Source organism: Veillonella magna DSM 19857 (assembly GCF_000428745.1).
Classification (GTDB): Bacteria; Bacillota; Negativicutes; order Veillonellales; family Veillonellaceae; genus Veillonella_A; species Veillonella_A magna.
In genome coordinates, this window is sequence record NZ_KE386795.1 from 270,889 (window position 1) to 286,110 (window position 15,222).

At 46.2% G+C, this 15,222-nt stretch carries 14 protein-coding genes; all 14 read left to right on the forward strand.

Annotation, left to right across the window (positions count from 1 at the left end; translation table 11 throughout):
• The first annotated feature begins 7 nt into the window (after window positions 1-7).
• The 14 genes from prfA to G344_RS0108260 all read left to right on the forward strand — a co-directional run bounded on the left by prfA (window position 8) and on the right by G344_RS0108260 (window position 15,220).
• Entirely contained in the window at window positions 8-1,090 is a 1,083-nt protein-coding gene (prfA, locus tag G344_RS0108195) for a peptide chain release factor 1 (protein ID WP_028255774.1), read from the forward strand.
• Window positions 1,083-1,958 (forward strand): peptide chain release factor N(5)-glutamine methyltransferase, encoded by an 876-nt coding sequence (gene prmC, locus G344_RS0108200; protein ID WP_028255775.1) that lies wholly within the window; start codon window positions 1,083-1,085, stop codon window positions 1,956-1,958. Before prfA ends, prmC begins: the two co-directional genes overlap by 8 nt.
• 24 nt (window positions 1,959-1,982) lie before the next feature.
• A complete protein-coding gene (locus G344_RS0108205) occupies window positions 1,983-3,053 on the forward strand; it encodes an L-threonylcarbamoyladenylate synthase (RefSeq protein WP_028255776.1) in 1,071 nt (356 codons plus the stop codon).
• Window positions 3,054-3,124: 71 nt separating this feature from the next.
• On the forward strand, window positions 3,125-3,565 hold the full coding sequence (locus tag G344_RS0108210) for a low molecular weight protein arginine phosphatase (protein WP_028255777.1): 441 nt from the start codon (window positions 3,125-3,127) through the stop codon (window positions 3,563-3,565).
• A gap of 76 nt (window positions 3,566-3,641) precedes the next feature.
• Complete coding sequence (gene rpiB, locus G344_RS0108215; protein WP_028255778.1) at window positions 3,642-4,079, forward strand: ribose 5-phosphate isomerase B; 438 nt, start codon at window positions 3,642-3,644, stop codon at window positions 4,077-4,079.
• A 54-nt stretch (window positions 4,080-4,133) separates the two neighbouring features.
• On the forward strand, window positions 4,134-5,366 hold the full coding sequence (gene glyA / locus G344_RS0108220) for a serine hydroxymethyltransferase (protein ID WP_028255779.1): 1,233 nt from the start codon (window positions 4,134-4,136) through the stop codon (window positions 5,364-5,366).
• A gap of 60 nt (window positions 5,367-5,426) precedes the next feature.
• Window positions 5,427-6,053: a uracil phosphoribosyltransferase gene (upp, locus tag G344_RS0108225; RefSeq protein WP_028255780.1), complete on the forward strand. Its 627-nt coding sequence runs from the start codon at window positions 5,427-5,429 to the stop codon at window positions 6,051-6,053.
• Between the two features lie 172 nt (window positions 6,054-6,225).
• On the forward strand, window positions 6,226-7,248 hold the full coding sequence (locus tag G344_RS0108230; RefSeq protein ID WP_028255781.1) for a sugar-binding transcriptional regulator: 1,023 nt from the start codon (window positions 6,226-6,228) through the stop codon (window positions 7,246-7,248).
• Between the two features lie 114 nt (window positions 7,249-7,362).
• Window positions 7,363-8,370 (forward strand): type I glyceraldehyde-3-phosphate dehydrogenase, encoded by a 1,008-nt coding sequence (gene gap, locus G344_RS0108235; RefSeq protein WP_028255782.1) that lies wholly within the window; start codon window positions 7,363-7,365, stop codon window positions 8,368-8,370.
• A gap of 81 nt (window positions 8,371-8,451) precedes the next feature.
• The gene (locus G344_RS0108240; RefSeq protein WP_028255783.1) at window positions 8,452-9,627 is read left to right on the forward strand and encodes a phosphoglycerate kinase; all 1,176 of its coding nucleotides are present in this window, start codon (window positions 8,452-8,454) and stop codon (window positions 9,625-9,627) included.
• A gap of 18 nt (window positions 9,628-9,645) precedes the next feature.
• Window positions 9,646-10,398 (forward strand): triose-phosphate isomerase, encoded by a 753-nt coding sequence (tpiA, locus tag G344_RS0108245; protein WP_028255784.1) that lies wholly within the window; start codon window positions 9,646-9,648, stop codon window positions 10,396-10,398.
• Between the two features lie 11 nt (window positions 10,399-10,409).
• Window positions 10,410-11,939 carry a 2,3-bisphosphoglycerate-independent phosphoglycerate mutase gene (gene gpmI / locus G344_RS0108250; RefSeq protein ID WP_028255785.1) on the forward strand — a complete coding sequence of 510 codons (1,530 nt, stop codon included), beginning with the start codon at window positions 10,410-10,412 and terminating at the stop codon, window positions 11,937-11,939.
• A 247-nt stretch (window positions 11,940-12,186) separates the two neighbouring features.
• A complete protein-coding gene (gene eno, locus G344_RS0108255; protein WP_028255786.1) occupies window positions 12,187-13,476 on the forward strand; it encodes a phosphopyruvate hydratase in 1,290 nt (429 codons plus the stop codon).
• Between the two features lie 133 nt (window positions 13,477-13,609).
• Window positions 13,610-15,220 (forward strand): gamma-glutamyltransferase family protein, encoded by a 1,611-nt coding sequence (locus G344_RS0108260; protein WP_028255787.1) that lies wholly within the window; start codon window positions 13,610-13,612, stop codon window positions 15,218-15,220.
• Window positions 15,221-15,222: the final 2 nt, after the last annotated feature.

Here is a 15,222-nt window from a genome sequence, read left to right on the forward strand (position 1 = left end):
ACCGATGATGTTGGTGGATAAATTACAAGTAATAGAAGATAAATATATGGATTTGGAACAGCGCATTAGCGATCCGGAAGTGATTGCACGTCAACAGGAGTGGCAAAAGCTGACGCGCCAGCATGCGGGGCTGACGGAAACGGTAGAAACGTTCCGTGAGTACAAAAAGGTGCTGACCGGAATTGACGAAGCGCTGGAAGTGTTGGAAGATAAAAGCATGGATGAAGAATTTCGAGAAATGGCGCAGGAAGAACTTAAAGAGTTAAAAGAACGACGCCAGGAATTGGAAGATAAGCTTCATATCTTATTATTGCCTAAAGACCCGAATGATGATAAAAATGTTATCGTGGAAATTCGTGGCGGTGCAGGCGGTGACGAAGCAGCATTGTTTGCCGGTGATTTATTCCGTATGTATACTAAATATGCGGAAGCGCAAGGCTGGCGCTGCGGAATTATTGATGCTAACGAACCTGAATTGGGCGGTTTTAAGGAAGTCGTATTCTCTGTTGATGGTGACAGCGCATACTCAAAATTAAAATTTGAAAGTGGTGTTCATCGTGTGCAGCGTGTACCGGAAACTGAATCGTCCGGTCGTATCCATACATCGACGGTAACCGTGGCGGTATTGCCGGAAGCGGAAGACGTAGACGTAGAAATTAATGATAAAGATTTACAAATCGATACCTATTGTGCCAGTGGTGCCGGCGGTCAGCACGTTAACCGTACGGAATCGGCAGTGCGTATTACGCATAAGCCGACGGGGATTGTTGTTGCCTGTCAGGACGAAAGGTCTCAATTAAAAAATAAGGATAAAGCCATGCGCGTATTGCGTGCAAAATTACAGGATAAGGCGGAACAGGAAGCAGCGGCCAGCGTAGCTGCTGACAGAAAGAGCCAGGTGGGTACCGGCGATCGCAGCGAACGTATCCGCACATATAATTATCCGCAGGGGCGCGTAACGGATCACCGAATCAACTTAACTTTATATAAGCTGGATGCCGTATTGAATGGGGATTTGGAAGAACTCATTCAAGCGTTGATTACCGCTGACCAAGCGGCAAAAATGCAGGAGGCAGATGCGAATGAATAAGGAGCTGTGGACCATCGGTCGCTTGCTCCAGTGGACGGAGCAGTATTTTCGCAACAAGGGGATTGAAAGCAGTCGCCTTGATGGGGAAGTGCTGCTTTCTCATATATTGGGGCAGGAACGAATTTACTTGTATGTCAATTACGACAAGCCGATGACTAAGGAAGAGTTGGATGCGTTCCGTCCTTTGGTGATGAAACGGGCGGAAGGATTGAGCGTAGCAGCCATTATTGGCAAAAAGGAATTTATGGGTCTCATGTTTAATGTATCTGAAGATGTGCTTATACCGCGTCCCGATACGGAAACATTGGTGGAAGATATACTGTCTCTTCTCGATAAGGATACGGAATACCGTTTACTCGACGTATGTACCGGTCCGGGAACTATTTTGTATAGCTTGTTGCATTATCTGCCTAAATCTACAGGTATGGGACTTGATATTTCGAAAAAAGCACTTCAAGTCGCAGCTACCAATCGACAGCAGTTGGAGTTAGAAGAACGTGCCAAGCTTTGTGTATCCGATATGTTCGGTGCACTGCGCGAATTAGGGGGCTATGAAGAAAGCTTTGATGTTATCACATCGAATCCGCCGTATATACCGACGGCAGAGATTGCCACACTATCCGAGGAGGTTAAACGAGAACCGATGATAGCCTTAGATGGCGGAGAAACGGGACTTGATTTTTATGATATACTGGTAAAAGAGGCAGCGCCGTACATCAAAAGCGGTGGTTGGCTAGCTGTTGAAATCGGTTGCGGTCAAGAAAATAAGGTAGCCGATATGGCAGCGGCAACCGGCTATTATAGTGACCCCGTATATAACCGAGATATCGCCGGTATTATCAGGGAGTTACGGTGGCAGCGCCTGTAATATGAATTAAAGAAGGTGAGAGAGTTGAAAACTCGAATATACACAGATCCGACGGCACAGGAATTGGCATCCTTAGGAGAGCAGCTCAGGCAAGGTGCCTTGGTAGCCATTCCTACGGAAACCGTATATGGATTAGGTGCTAACGGACTGGATGCCGAGGCAATGGCGCGCATTTATGAAGCAAAAGGACGACCTTCGGATAATCCGTTAATTCTTCATGTCCCCGACAGCGAAGCTGTACGACCCTTGGTGAAGAATATCCCGGCGATAGCGCAAACACTGATGGATACATTTTGGCCGGGACCGCTGACGATTACGATGCCAAAATCGGATATAGTACCGGATAAGGCAACGGGGGGATTACCGAATGTTGCTTTGCGCTGTCCGGATCATACCTTGTGTAGAGAATTTTTGCGAGCTGCCGGTGTACCGGTGGCAGCACCGAGCGCTAACATATCCGGCCGTCCCAGTCCGACAACGGCTGAAGATGTGTACCATGATATGAATGGTAAAATTGAAGCAATTATCAATGCAGGTCCATGTACTATCGGTGTAGAATCTACTGTTGTGGAATGCAATGAAGACGGAGTAACTATTTTGCGTCCCGGCGGTATTACGGAAGAAATGCTGGCTAAGGTTGTCGGTACGGTTCGCTACGATGCGGCTTTGGTCGGTGCCAATACGATACCGAAAGCGCCGGGCATGAAGTACAAGCATTATGCACCGGATGCGGCGATGACTACGTATGTGGGAAATGTCGATGCCGTTGTGCAGGCTATCGTAGATCAATTAAAAACTATAGCACCGTCAACGTCCGCAACCGATAAGACGAAGGTGGGCTTATTGATAAGCGAACAATGTTGGCAACGGATGAAGTCACAAGTAGCGACAATGGATCTTGCCGTAAAAGCAATAACTTACGACAGCAAGGAACCGGCGCAATCACTGGCTAAGGAGTTATATAGCAGTTTATTACGATTCAATGAATGGAATGCTGATGTGATTATCGCGGAAGGTGTATCTCCGGCAGGCTTGGGAACAGCTGTTATGAATCGTATGGATAAAGCCAGTGCCCATCGGGTTATTCGTGTATAACCGATGATTACTTACGAGAACATTACTTACGAGAACAGAAGTAACAATACTAGCAAAAAGAGGTAAGAAGAATGAACGTATTATTTGTATGTACCGGCAACACATGTCGGAGCCCTATGGCGGAAGGATTATTCAGAGCCATTAACGAAGCCAAACATGAAAATCATTTGGCATTGTCTGCCGGATTATTTACAGCGCCGGGTGCGGAACCGACACCGAATGCTGTTAAAGCAGTGGCAGCTGACGTGGATATTTCCGAGCACAGATCGCGTGCGGTATCGCCTAAGTTTATCGATGCCGCAGATGTGGTCATTGGCATGACTACGGATCACAAAAATGTATTGCTTCGTCAATATCCGTTCGATAAGGATAAGATTTTTACACTGGGTGAATGGGCCGGTACCAATGAAGAGGTAGAGGATCCGTTTGGTCAGGATCAAAGTGTATATGATGCGTGTGCTGCTCAAATCAAACAATTATTAGAAAAAGGATGGACTAAGTTAGAGAAATAACGGATAATAGGAATGAGGTACGATACATGGATTGTACCGAATAGGTAGAGCGAATCGATTCGCACGGGAGGTATACATGAAAATCGCATTAGGCGCCGATCATGGCGGGATTCATCTGAAAGAAACCATTAAGACTTTTTTAACGGAACAAGGTTTTGAAGTAACCGACTTTGGTACTCATTCCGAAGAATCCGTTGATTATCCGGATATTGCCGAACCGGTAGCAAAAGCAGTGGCAGCCGGTGAATATGACCGCGGTATTTTGATTTGCGGCACAGGTATCGGTATAGGCATTGCTGCCAATAAAGTAAAGGGAATACGTGCAGCATTATGTCATGATTGCTTTTCGGCAAAGGCATCGCGTGAGCACAATGATGCTAATATTTTGACCATGGGTGAACGCGTTATAGGACCCGGCTTAGCCCTGAGTATTGTGGATATTTGGGTACACACCGAATTTAGCGGTGGACGTCATGCAAGACGGGTAGCCAAAATTACTAATTTAGAGGTATAATAGGTAAAATATTCAAATTAGAATATAAGTAACAGGGTAAGTAGGAGGTTACGTATGGAAACATTACAGAAGCGCGATCCTGAAATTGCAAAAATGATTGAGATGGAATTAGGTCGCCAACGCAATAAGTTGGAAATGATTGCATCTGAAAACTTTGTATCCAAAGCGGTTATGGAAGCACAGGGTAGCGTACTGACGAACAAGTATGCGGAAGGGTATTCCGGTAAACGGTATTACGGTGGTTGTGAATATGTTGACATGGTAGAAACCTTAGCCATCGAACGCGCTAAAAAATTGTTTGGTGCCGATCATGTGAACGTGCAGCCTCATTCCGGTTCCCAGGCTAATTTTGGTGTGTACTTCGCGCTACTAAAACCGGGTGACACCATTATGGGTATGAACTTGTCCCACGGTGGTCACCTTACACATGGATCGCCGGTTAATATTTCCGGTACGTATTTTAATATCGTTCCTTACGGTGTAGATGAAACGACACAGGAAATCGATTATGATGAAATGCGTCGTATTGCCTTGGAAACAAAACCTAAACTAATTATCGGTGGCGGCAGTGCCTATTCCCGCATTATCGATTTCAAGAAAATGGCCGATATCGCTCATGAAGTAGATGCTATTTTCATGGTTGACATGGCTCATTTTGCCGGCTTGGTAGCTGCCGGTCTTCATCCAAACCCGGTAGAATATGCAGATGTTGTTACTACAACTACGCATAAAACATTGCGCGGACCGCGCGGTGGCATGATTATGTGTAAGGAAAAATATGCGAAAGCGATTGATAAAGCAATCTTCCCCGGAATTCAGGGCGGCCCGCTTATGCATGTTATTGCTGCTAAAGCCGTTGCTTTCGGTGAAGCATTGCAGCCGGAATTTAAAGTGTATGCACAGCAGATTATTACTAACGCTAAAGTATTGGCACAGGCATTGGCTGATTACGGCTTCACTATTGTATCCGGCGGTACCGATACGCATGTTATGCTCGTAGATGTGCGTAACACAGGCCTTACCGGTAAGGAAGCCGAACATCTTCTCGATGAAGTAGGCATTACCTGCAATAAGAATACGATTCCTTTCGATCCTGCCAGCCCGTTTGTTACCAGCGGTATTCGCTTGGGCACACCGGCATTGACCAGTCGTGGACTTAAGGAAGACGATATGAAAGAAATTGCCGCAATTATTGATTTGGTCTTGCATAATCCTGAAGATACGGCTAAACTGGAAGAAGCGCGCAAACGCGTAGCCGTGCTTTGTGAAACCTATCCGTTGTATTAATCGGCGGGAGTGACGAGTGCATAAATTTTGGATACGTATGTGAGGAGGCAACGACGATTCATGAATGTTAATGTAATGACACATCCTTTGATTCAGCATAAGGTAACGTTAATTCGTTCCGTAGAAACAGGTGCTAAAGACTTTAGAGAATTATTGGAAGAAATTACTCTTTTGATGGGCTATGAAATTACTCGCGATTTCCCGTTGGAAGATGTAGAAGTACAGACTCCGTTGGTAAAAGCAATCGGTAAACAGATTGCCGGTAAAAAGGTAGCCGTTGTACCTATTTTACGTGCCGGCTTAGGTATGGTTAACGGATTGTTGGAACTTATGCCGATGGCTAAGGTAGGTCATGTAGGTTTATACCGAGATCCGGAAACATTAAAACCGGTTGAATACTATTGCAAAATGCCGACAGACTTGGCAGAACGTCGCATCATTGTAACGGATCCTATGTTGGCAACCGGTGGCAGTGCTTCGGCAGCGATTTCTTTGCTCAAGGAAAAAGGAGCTAAGGACATCCAGTTAATGTGCTTGGTAGCTGCACCGGAAGGGGTAGAAGTCGTTAATCGCGACCATCCGGATGTACGCATTTACGTAGCTGCCTTGGATGAAAAACTAAATGAACACGGTTACATTCTCCCGGGCTTGGGTGATGCAGGTGACCGTATTTTCGGTACAAAATAATATATAGTGTAAACTATTTATAGGGAAAGACCGTTTCTGGTGTTCAACAGAGACGGTCTTTTTAATTTTACGCTTTACAGCTTGCACATAATAAGATACAATAGCCATGTAAGTTGTTTTTTTAATTTCGGTGGGACGCAAATTGCTCCTGTGGGACGAAAAGAGGTGTGGAATGAAAGAGTTATCGGAAGTGTATCAACGCATAGCACCGGAGCTAATGCGTGTAGTGGAAGAACGATATGTACTTTTAAACCATATTTCTTATGCGCAACCTGTAGGTCGTCGTATGTTGGCGGGCCTTAGCAAGCTATCGGAGCGTGTAGTACGATCACATGTGGAAATCATGAAGGACAATGGTTTGATTGATTTTACGCAGCAAGGAATGATGCTAACCGACGAAGGTAAAGAGTTGCTCCCCAAACTTACAGTATCATTGCAGGAAATGAATAAAATCGGCGAACTGGAAGAAGCGTTACGCGAGGCGCTATGTATCGACAGAGTCATTATTACCGGAACGACCGGTGAAGCAGCGACAGATCGAAAAGAGTTGGGCTTTCATGCGTCCAAGCTTTTGCAAGACGTAGTTACGCCGGGGGCTGTTATCGCCGTCAGTGGCGGCAGTACAATGGCTGCAGTGGCGGAGGCGTTACCTGTAAAGCGTGTAAAACCGATTGTAATTCCCGCGCGTGGCGGTATCGGCGAACGTGTTGAGTATCAGGCGAATGTGATTGCATCCGTTATGGCAGATAAACTTCAAGGTATTTATAAGATGCTTCACCTGCCGGATGGTTTGACAAAGGAGTCATTGGCCATTCTTACAACGATGGAGCCTCAAATTAAAGAGATTATGGAGTTGGCAGCTCGTACCGATGTATTGATGTTTGGTATAGGCGAAGCTATTCACATGGCCGAGCAGCGTCACATCAGTGATGCCCAACGTGAGGACCTACGGAGAAAGCGCGCTGTTGGGGAAGCCTTGGGATATTATTGTGATATAGACGGGACCATCGTTTACGCTACAAATAATGTAGGTATCGACTTTGCCGACATCGGACGTATTGCACATGTCATTGCCGTAGCCGGCGGCGCGGTAAAGGCACGAGCTATTATCGGTGTGATGCGTGCCTGCCACAGAGGTACGCTGATTATTGATGAAGCGGCAGCAGAAGCTATGATGGCTTTGTTGCGTCGATGAGGAAAAGCCCGTAATCATCGTGGTTTTATTACGACGTAATGTTAATTACAGCTATATGATGTAAGATAGATTATTTTAGTGCTTGTGTGAAGGTAACAGTAGGAGGAAAAAAGCATGGCAGTGAAAATTGGTATTAATGGATTTGGTCGTATCGGTAAGTGTGTAATGCGTGCAGCATTGCAAAATCCTGATGTAGAAGTAGTGGCAATCAATGACGTAGGCGATATTCAGGGCTCTGCGTTGATGCTGAAGCATGACTCCGTTCACGGCATCTTGCCGAATGATATCCATGTAGAAGATGATCACTTGGTAATCGACGGCAAAAAAGTTACTGTTTTCCATGACCGCAATCCGAAAAACTTGGATTGGAACGGTGCCGGTGTAGAAATTGTTGTTGAATGTACCGGTAAATTCCGTACGGCCGAAGAAGCAGGCGCACACTTAGGTGGATCCGTAAAGAAAGTTATCATTTCCGCTCCGGCAAAGAACGAAGATATCACCATTGTTATGGGGGTAAATGAAAACATGTACGATCCGGCTAAGCACACGATTATTTCCAATGCAAGCTGTACGACAAACTGCTTGGCACCGTTTGCTAAAGTATTGCATGAAAAATTCGGTATTAAACGCGGATTGATGACGACTATTCATTCGTACACTAATGACCAACGTATTCTCGACACACCGCATAAAGATTTGCGCCGTGCTCGTGCTGCGGCTTTATCCATTATTCCGACAACGACCGGTGCAGCTAAAGCGGTTGCGAAAGTATTGCCGGACTTGGAAGGCAAGTTGAACGGTTTCGCTTTGCGTGTACCGACACCAAACGTGTCTATCACCGATTTGGTTGCTGAACTGGAAGTAACAGCAACGAAGGAAGAAATCAATGATGCTTTCCGCGAAGCAGCACAAGGTTCTTTGAAAGGCATCTTGGGCGTATCCGATTTACCGTTAGTATCCTGTGATTTCAACGGTGATCCGCGCAGCTCTATTGTTGACGCTGATTTGACGATGACAATGGATGGCAATATGGTTAAGGTTGTTTCCTGGTACGATAACGAATGGGGCTACTCTATGCGCATGGTAGACTTAGCTGCGTACATCGGCAAGAAAGGTTTATAATACGACGGGGGACTACTGGGTAGTCCCCTTATTTTATCTGTACATATTGGGAAGCAATTCTGTATATATTGGGAGGCACTCATGAAAAAAACATTGGAATCTATTGATGTAACCGGTAAACGTGTGTTTGTACGAGTTGATTTTAACGTGCCGTTGAAAGATGGTGTTATTACGGATGATACGCGTATTCGGGCTACCTTACCTACATTGCGCTATTTACTCGATCATAAAGCAAAAATTATTTTAGCATCCCACTTGGGTCGACCGAAGGGGGAACGTAAGCCTGAATTTTCCTTGCGTCCTTGTGCAGCGCGTCTATCCGAATTGTTAGGTGTGCCGGTGGCATTTGCCGATGATTGCATCGGTGATGCAGCAGAACGCGCGGTGGCTGCCTTGAAAGAAGGAGACATCGTTTTACTGGAAAATCTCCGCTATCATAAAGAAGAGGAAAAGAATGTGCCGGAATTTGCCGAAGCTTTGGCAAAGTTAGCCGAAGTAGGTATTAACGATGCATTCGGTGTATCCCATCGTGCGCATGCTTCCGTAGAAGGCATTACTAAATTCTTGCCCATGGTAGCCGGCTATCTTCTGGAAAAAGAAATTAATTATATCGGTGGTGCCGTATCCAATCCGCAGCACCCCTTTGCAGCTATCATCGGCGGCGCTAAGGTAAGTGATAAAATTGAAGTTATTTCTAATTTATTACCTAAGGTAGATGTATTGATTATCGGTGGCGGTATGGCCAATACTTTTATCGCCGCTAAGGGATATCCGACGGGAACTTCTCTCGTAGAAGCCGATAAGATTGAATTGGCCGCCTCCTTGATTAAAGAAGCGAAGGCACAAGGAACTAATTTATTATTGCCGACAGACTTTGTTGTAGCCGATGCATTCTCAAATGATGCTCAGCATAAAGTTGTTCCGGCAGACGGTATCGAAGATGGCTGGATGGCACTTGATATCGGGCCGGCATCGCGTAAAGCCTTTGCCGATGCATTAGCTCCGATGAAGCTTATTGTATGGAACGGACCTATGGGCGTATTTGAAATGGACAATTTTGCGGAAGGCACCAATGCGGTGGCTAAAGCAGTTGCTGCTTCCACAGGAACGACTATCGTCGGTGGCGGTGATTCGGTAGCTGCCGTAGAAAAGACGGGAGTAGCCGACAAGATTTCTCATATTTCCACAGGTGGCGGTGCTTCCTTGGAATATCTGGAAGGCAAGGCATTGCCGGGCATCGAAGCATTGGCTGAATAAAATAGAGGAGGCATTTCTATGAGGCGACAAATCATCGCAGGCAACTGGAAAATGCATACCACCAGAGCGGAGGCCATCGTGCTTACGGAAGCGATTAAGCAAGCACTTGCTTCGTATGACGGGGAACGGGAGGTAGTCTTGTGCCCGCCGTTCACATCGCTTAGTGCCGTAGCAGATTTAGTTGGTGATACTGCTATTGGGGTAGGCGCACAGAATATGCATTATGAATCGGCCGGTGCTTTTACCGGAGAAGTTTCGCCGCTTATGCTGACCGACATCGGCTGTGAATATGTAATTTTAGGACACTCCGAGCGCCGTCAATACTTCGGCGAAACCGATGTGCTGATCAATAAAAAATTGCAGGCAGCGTTTGCTAATGCCATTACGCCGATTCTTTGTGTCGGTGAAAGTCTGGCACAGCGTGAAGCAGGTGAAACACTAAGCTTCATAAAGGCACAGCTTACGGCAGGACTGACGCAGATAACGGCAGCCCAAGTGAGTGATATGGTTATTGCGTACGAGCCGATTTGGGCCATCGGTACAGGTAAGACTGCTACGGGGGCACAGGCCGAAGAGGTATGTAAGGCAATACGCCAAACCGTAGCAGAGCTTTATGATACAGCTACGGCAGAAGCGGTGCGCATCCAATACGGTGGCAGTGTGAAAGGCAGCAATGCAGCAGACATACTGAGTCAGCCGAATATAGACGGCGCACTGGTTGGCGGCGCATCGCTGAAATCTGAAGACTTTGTAGCCATTATCAACGGATAAAGGAGGTTGCAATGGCAAAATTAAAAGCGCCGGTTATGCTGGCAATTTTAGATGGTTTCGGTATGGGTAATACAGAGGATCCGACAAATGCGGTAGTGCAGGCAAAACCTGCGAATTTCATGAAATTATGGAATACATGTCCGCATACTACGCTGACAGCTTCGGGATTAGCTGTGGGCTTACCGGAAGGACAGATGGGGAACTCTGAAGTAGGTCATCTGAATTTAGGGGCAGGACGTATTGTATATCAAGAACTAACACGGATTACCAAGGATGTGGAAGACGGTCAATTCTTTACGCGGCCGGTTATTCGCGAACTGTATGCGAAGGCGCAGCATAGTCGCTTACAGCTTATTTCACTCTTATCCGATGGTGGTGTGCACAGTTCCTTAGAACATCTTAAGGCCGTTATTAAAGGTGCGAAGGATGCCGGTGTTCAAGAGGTATATGTACATGCATTACTCGATGGGCGCGATGTGGCACCGAAGAGCGCATTAGGGTATATTGAAGAATTGGAAACCTATATGAAGGAATTGGGCCTTGGAAAAATTGCTACCGTAGGCGGGCGCTATTACGGTATGGATCGTGATAAACGATGGGACCGTATTGAAAAAGCCTATGAAGCAATTGTAGATGGCCTCGGTGAAAAGGCATCTTCGGCAGTCGGAGCAGTACAGGCATCCTATGATGCAGGCGTAACGGATGAATTCGTTGTGCCTACCGTACTCGATACCGAAGGATGTATTCATGACGGTGATGCCGTTTTGGTATGTAATTTTCGTCCTGACCGTGTGCGGCAGATTACACGTGCTCTTTGCGATACATCCTTTGACGGCTTTGCACGGAAGAAAGGATATCTATCGTTGTACATCGCAACGATGACTGTATATGAAGAAGGCTTACCCGTACATGTGGTATATCCTAAAGAAGTGTTGGAAGACACGTTGGGTGCTGTATTGTCTGCAGGCGGTTACACACAGCTTCGCATCGCGGAAACAGAAAAATATGCGCATGTAACGTATTTCTTTAATGGCGGTGAAGAAACACCTTTTGAAGGTGAGGATCGAATATTAGTGCCGTCTCCAAAGGTGGCTACCTATGATTTGCAGCCGGAAATGAGTGCCTACGAAGTAACGGATCATGTGGTAAAAGCGATTACCGATGGTACATATGACATGATTATTCTGAATCTGGCCAATCCGGATATGGTAGGTCATACCGGCGTGTTCGAAGCAGCTGTAAAAGCAATTCAAGCGGTGGATGCATGCTTAGGAAACATCGTTGATGCTATCCGTAAGGTAAACGGTTATCTGCTTGTCACTGCCGATCACGGTAACTCGGAAATTATGGTGAACCATGAAACAGAAACACCACATACGGCGCATACTACTAATCCTGTACCTTTAGTACTGGTGGGACCGGAAGGTCATACACCGCAATTAGCGGAAGGAAAGTTATGCGACATTGCACCGACTATGTTGGCATTGGCAGGAATACCGCAGCCTACAGCGATGACAGGAAAAAGTTTGCTGATTAAGTAAGGTCAACAGTAACTAACAAACGTAGCGAAGCCGAAAAGTAGCGAAGCTATATACAGTGTTGCTGTTTAGTATGGAACACAAAAATATAAGGTAAGAAGCGCTGACATTCGTTGTAGAAGAATTAGGCAAAGTAAGAATGATGTTGTATCATATATAGAGAAGCACATGCACATGCGTTGCATGGCAATAAAGTTGACAGTATTCAATCCCGACCGGGGCCTGGATACATCTGAAGGAGGAAATTATCATGGCAATGATTACCGACGTATACGCAAGAGAAATTTTGGATTCTCGCGGCAATCCGACAGTAGAAGTAGAAGTATATTTGGAAGACGGCACCATTTCTCGTGCTGCCGTACCGTCCGGTGCCTCTACGGGGATGTTCGAAGCCGTTGAATTGCGTGACGGTGACAAGAGTCGTTATTTGGGCAAAGGCGTATTAAAAGCAGTTGAAAATGTAAACGACATTATCGGACCTGCTATTATCGGTTATGATGCTACCGAACAGGTTGCTATCGATAAAATTATGATCGAGCTTGACGGTACTCCGAATAAAGGCAAATTAGGAGCCAATGCTATCCTTGGTGTATCTATGGCTGTAGCAAAGGCAGCAGCAGAATCGCTTGATTTGCCACTTTTCCAATATTTAGGCGGAACCAATGCTAAAGAATTACCGGTACCGATGATGAATATTTTAAACGGCGGTGCTCATGCCGATAACAATGTAGATATTCAGGAATTTATGATCATGCCGGTAGGCGCAGAAAACTTTGCACAGGCATTGCGGATGTGCGCCGAAATCTATCATACCCTTAAAAATGTATTGAAGGGTAAAGGCTTGGCAACAGGCGTAGGTGATGAAGGCGGTTTCGCCCCTAACTTGGGATCCAATGAAGAAGCATTGCAGGTTATCTGCGAAGCAATCAAAGAAGCCGGTTTGGAACCGGGGAAAGATATTATGTTGGCTATTGATGCTGCTTCCTCGGAATTCTATAAAGATGGCAAGTACGAATTAGCCGGTGAAGGCAAGACGAAAACAGCAACCGAAATGGTTGATTTCTACGAAGAATTAGTTAATAAATATCCGATTATCTCCATTGAAGACGGATTGGCAGAAGAAGATTGGGACGGTTGGAAAGTATTGACCGAACGCCTCGGCAAAAAGGTTCAGCTCGTAGGTGATGATTTGTTCGTAACCAATACGGAACGTCTGTCTAAAGGGATTACTAATGACACAGCTAATGCTATTTTGATTAAAGTAAATCAGATTGGTACTTTGACGGAAACCTTTGATGCCATCGAAATGGCAAAACGTGCCGGATATACTTGTGTAATTTCGCACCGTTCCGGTGAAACGGAAGATGCTACCATTGCCGACATTGCTGTTGCTGTTAATGCCGGACAGATTAAGACGGGAGCTCCGGCTCGTAGCGAACGTGTAGCTAAGTACAATCAGTTGCTTCGCATCGAAGATTTACTGGCAGAAACGGCACAGTATCGCGGCCGTGATGTATTCTACAACATCAAGAAGGGCTGATTTTCGATGTATCGCATAACTATAACTACAATATTGTAACTAGTAATTGGTGTGTTGCGGCACTGGAGGCCTGCCGACATTGCCTTGCGGCATGCGGCGGGCCTTTATTGTATTCCGTGGCAAGGGGGAAGAAATGGGTACATGTGAGCATAAAGCATATAATTTTACATCCGTTCGAAAACCAATGTATGCGACTAACGGTATGGTATGTACATCGCAGCCGTTGGCAGCGCAAGCCGGCCTAGCAGTGTTGAGGGAAGGGGGAAATGCAGTTGATGCCGCTATAGCTACAGCGATAACATTAACTGTTACAGAGCCTAACAGCAATGGTCTTGGCAGTGATGCCTTTGTGTTAGTATGGGCCGACGGTGCGCTACATGGTTTGAACGGTAGCGGTGCCTCGCCGCAGTCATTGTCATTATCTGCGGTAAAAGCCGGCGGCTACAGTGCCATGCCCGAACGCGGCTGGATCCCTGTTACAGTGCCCGGGGCACCGGGAGCCTGGGCAGAGTTACACCGTCGATTTGGACGCTTGCCGTTTGAACGACTTTTTTCCGATGCGATTCGATATGCTGAAGAAGGGTACGGAGTATCGCCGACCACAGCCAAAGAATGGCAAGAGGCGTTACAACTGATGAAGCCCTTTGCCGGAAAGGCTCCCTTTGCTGGTTTCTTTGATACTTTCGGTTATGGTGGTAAAGGACCGAAGGCGGGAGACAGGGTATATCTTCCGGGACATGCTAACGCATTGCGGCTTTTGGCGGAATCACATTGTGAATCCTTGTATCGCGGTGAATTGGCGAAGGCTATCGATGAATTTTCAAAAGCTACGGGAGGCTATATTACGAAGGAAGACTTGGCTACCTATCATCCGGAATGGCAAACGCCGATTTCATGTAAGTATCATGGCTATGACGTTTGGGAGATGCCACCGAATACGCATGGCTTGGTAGCTCTTATGGCATTGGCTATTTTGGATGAAGTGCCGTGTAAGCAATTCGGTACGGCAGATACAGTGCATAAGCAAATCGAAGCGCTTAAGCAAGCCTATATAAACGGGAAGGCTTTTATCACGGATCCTAATCATATGTCGGTGTCCGTGGAAGAATTATTATCGCCGGAGTATATTCAACGATTGCGTAATACCATTAGTGACAGCGCCGTAAAACCGAAAGCAGTACGTCCCGATTCGGGAGGAACCGTATATTTAGCAACAGCAGACAGGGAAGGAATGATGGTTTCCTTTATCCAAAGTAATTATATGGGTTTCGGTTCCGGTATTGTTATCCCCGGTTACGGGATTGCTTTGAATGATCGAGGGGCTAATTTTAGTTTGGATGAAACGCATGACAATTGCTTGGCCGGCGGCAAACGACCGTACCACACGATTATTCCCGGATTTCTGACAAAAGATTCTACTCCGGTAGGTCCCTTCGGTGTGATGGGAGCTTTCATGCAACCGCAAGGACATGTACAGGCGGTGATGAATATGATTGACTTTGCTATGAATGGGCAAGAAGCATTGGATGCACCGCGTTGGCAATGGATTGATGGTTTACGCATTGAAGTGGAACCGGGATTTGGCGATGACGTAGTACGCCGTTTGAAGGAATTGGGACATATTGTAAAAGTGAATTCGGATCCGACTTCATTTGGTAGGGGCCAGATTATACGCTGTAAGGAGGACGGTGTCTTGGAAGGTGCCAGCGAAGCCAGAGCGGATGGATTGGTAGCGGCATACTAGGA

Excerpts from the sequence above, each read along its gene's own strand:
- prfA (WP_028255774.1), top strand. The coding sequence starts at position 8 with ATGTTGGTGGATAAATTACAAGTAATAGAAGATAAATATATGGATTTG.
- prmC (WP_028255775.1), top strand. The coding sequence starts at position 1,083 with ATGAATAAGGAGCTGTGGACCATCGGTCGCTTGCTCCAGTGGACGGAG.
- G344_RS0108210 (WP_028255777.1), top strand. The coding sequence starts at position 3,125 with ATGAACGTATTATTTGTATGTACCGGCAACACATGTCGGAGCCCTATG.
- rpiB (WP_028255778.1), top strand. The coding sequence starts at position 3,642 with ATGAAAATCGCATTAGGCGCCGATCATGGCGGGATTCATCTGAAAGAA.
- glyA (WP_028255779.1), top strand. The coding sequence starts at position 4,134 with ATGGAAACATTACAGAAGCGCGATCCTGAAATTGCAAAAATGATTGAG.
- upp (WP_028255780.1), top strand. The coding sequence starts at position 5,427 with ATGAATGTTAATGTAATGACACATCCTTTGATTCAGCATAAGGTAACG.
- G344_RS0108230 (WP_028255781.1), top strand. The coding sequence starts at position 6,226 with ATGAAAGAGTTATCGGAAGTGTATCAACGCATAGCACCGGAGCTAATG.
- gap (WP_028255782.1), top strand. The coding sequence starts at position 7,363 with ATGGCAGTGAAAATTGGTATTAATGGATTTGGTCGTATCGGTAAGTGT.
- G344_RS0108240 (WP_028255783.1), top strand. The coding sequence starts at position 8,452 with ATGAAAAAAACATTGGAATCTATTGATGTAACCGGTAAACGTGTGTTT.
- tpiA (WP_028255784.1), top strand. The coding sequence starts at position 9,646 with ATGAGGCGACAAATCATCGCAGGCAACTGGAAAATGCATACCACCAGA.
- gpmI (WP_028255785.1), top strand. The coding sequence starts at position 10,410 with ATGGCAAAATTAAAAGCGCCGGTTATGCTGGCAATTTTAGATGGTTTC.
- eno (WP_028255786.1), top strand. The coding sequence starts at position 12,187 with ATGGCAATGATTACCGACGTATACGCAAGAGAAATTTTGGATTCTCGC.
- G344_RS0108260 (WP_028255787.1), top strand. The coding sequence starts at position 13,610 with ATGGGTACATGTGAGCATAAAGCATATAATTTTACATCCGTTCGAAAA.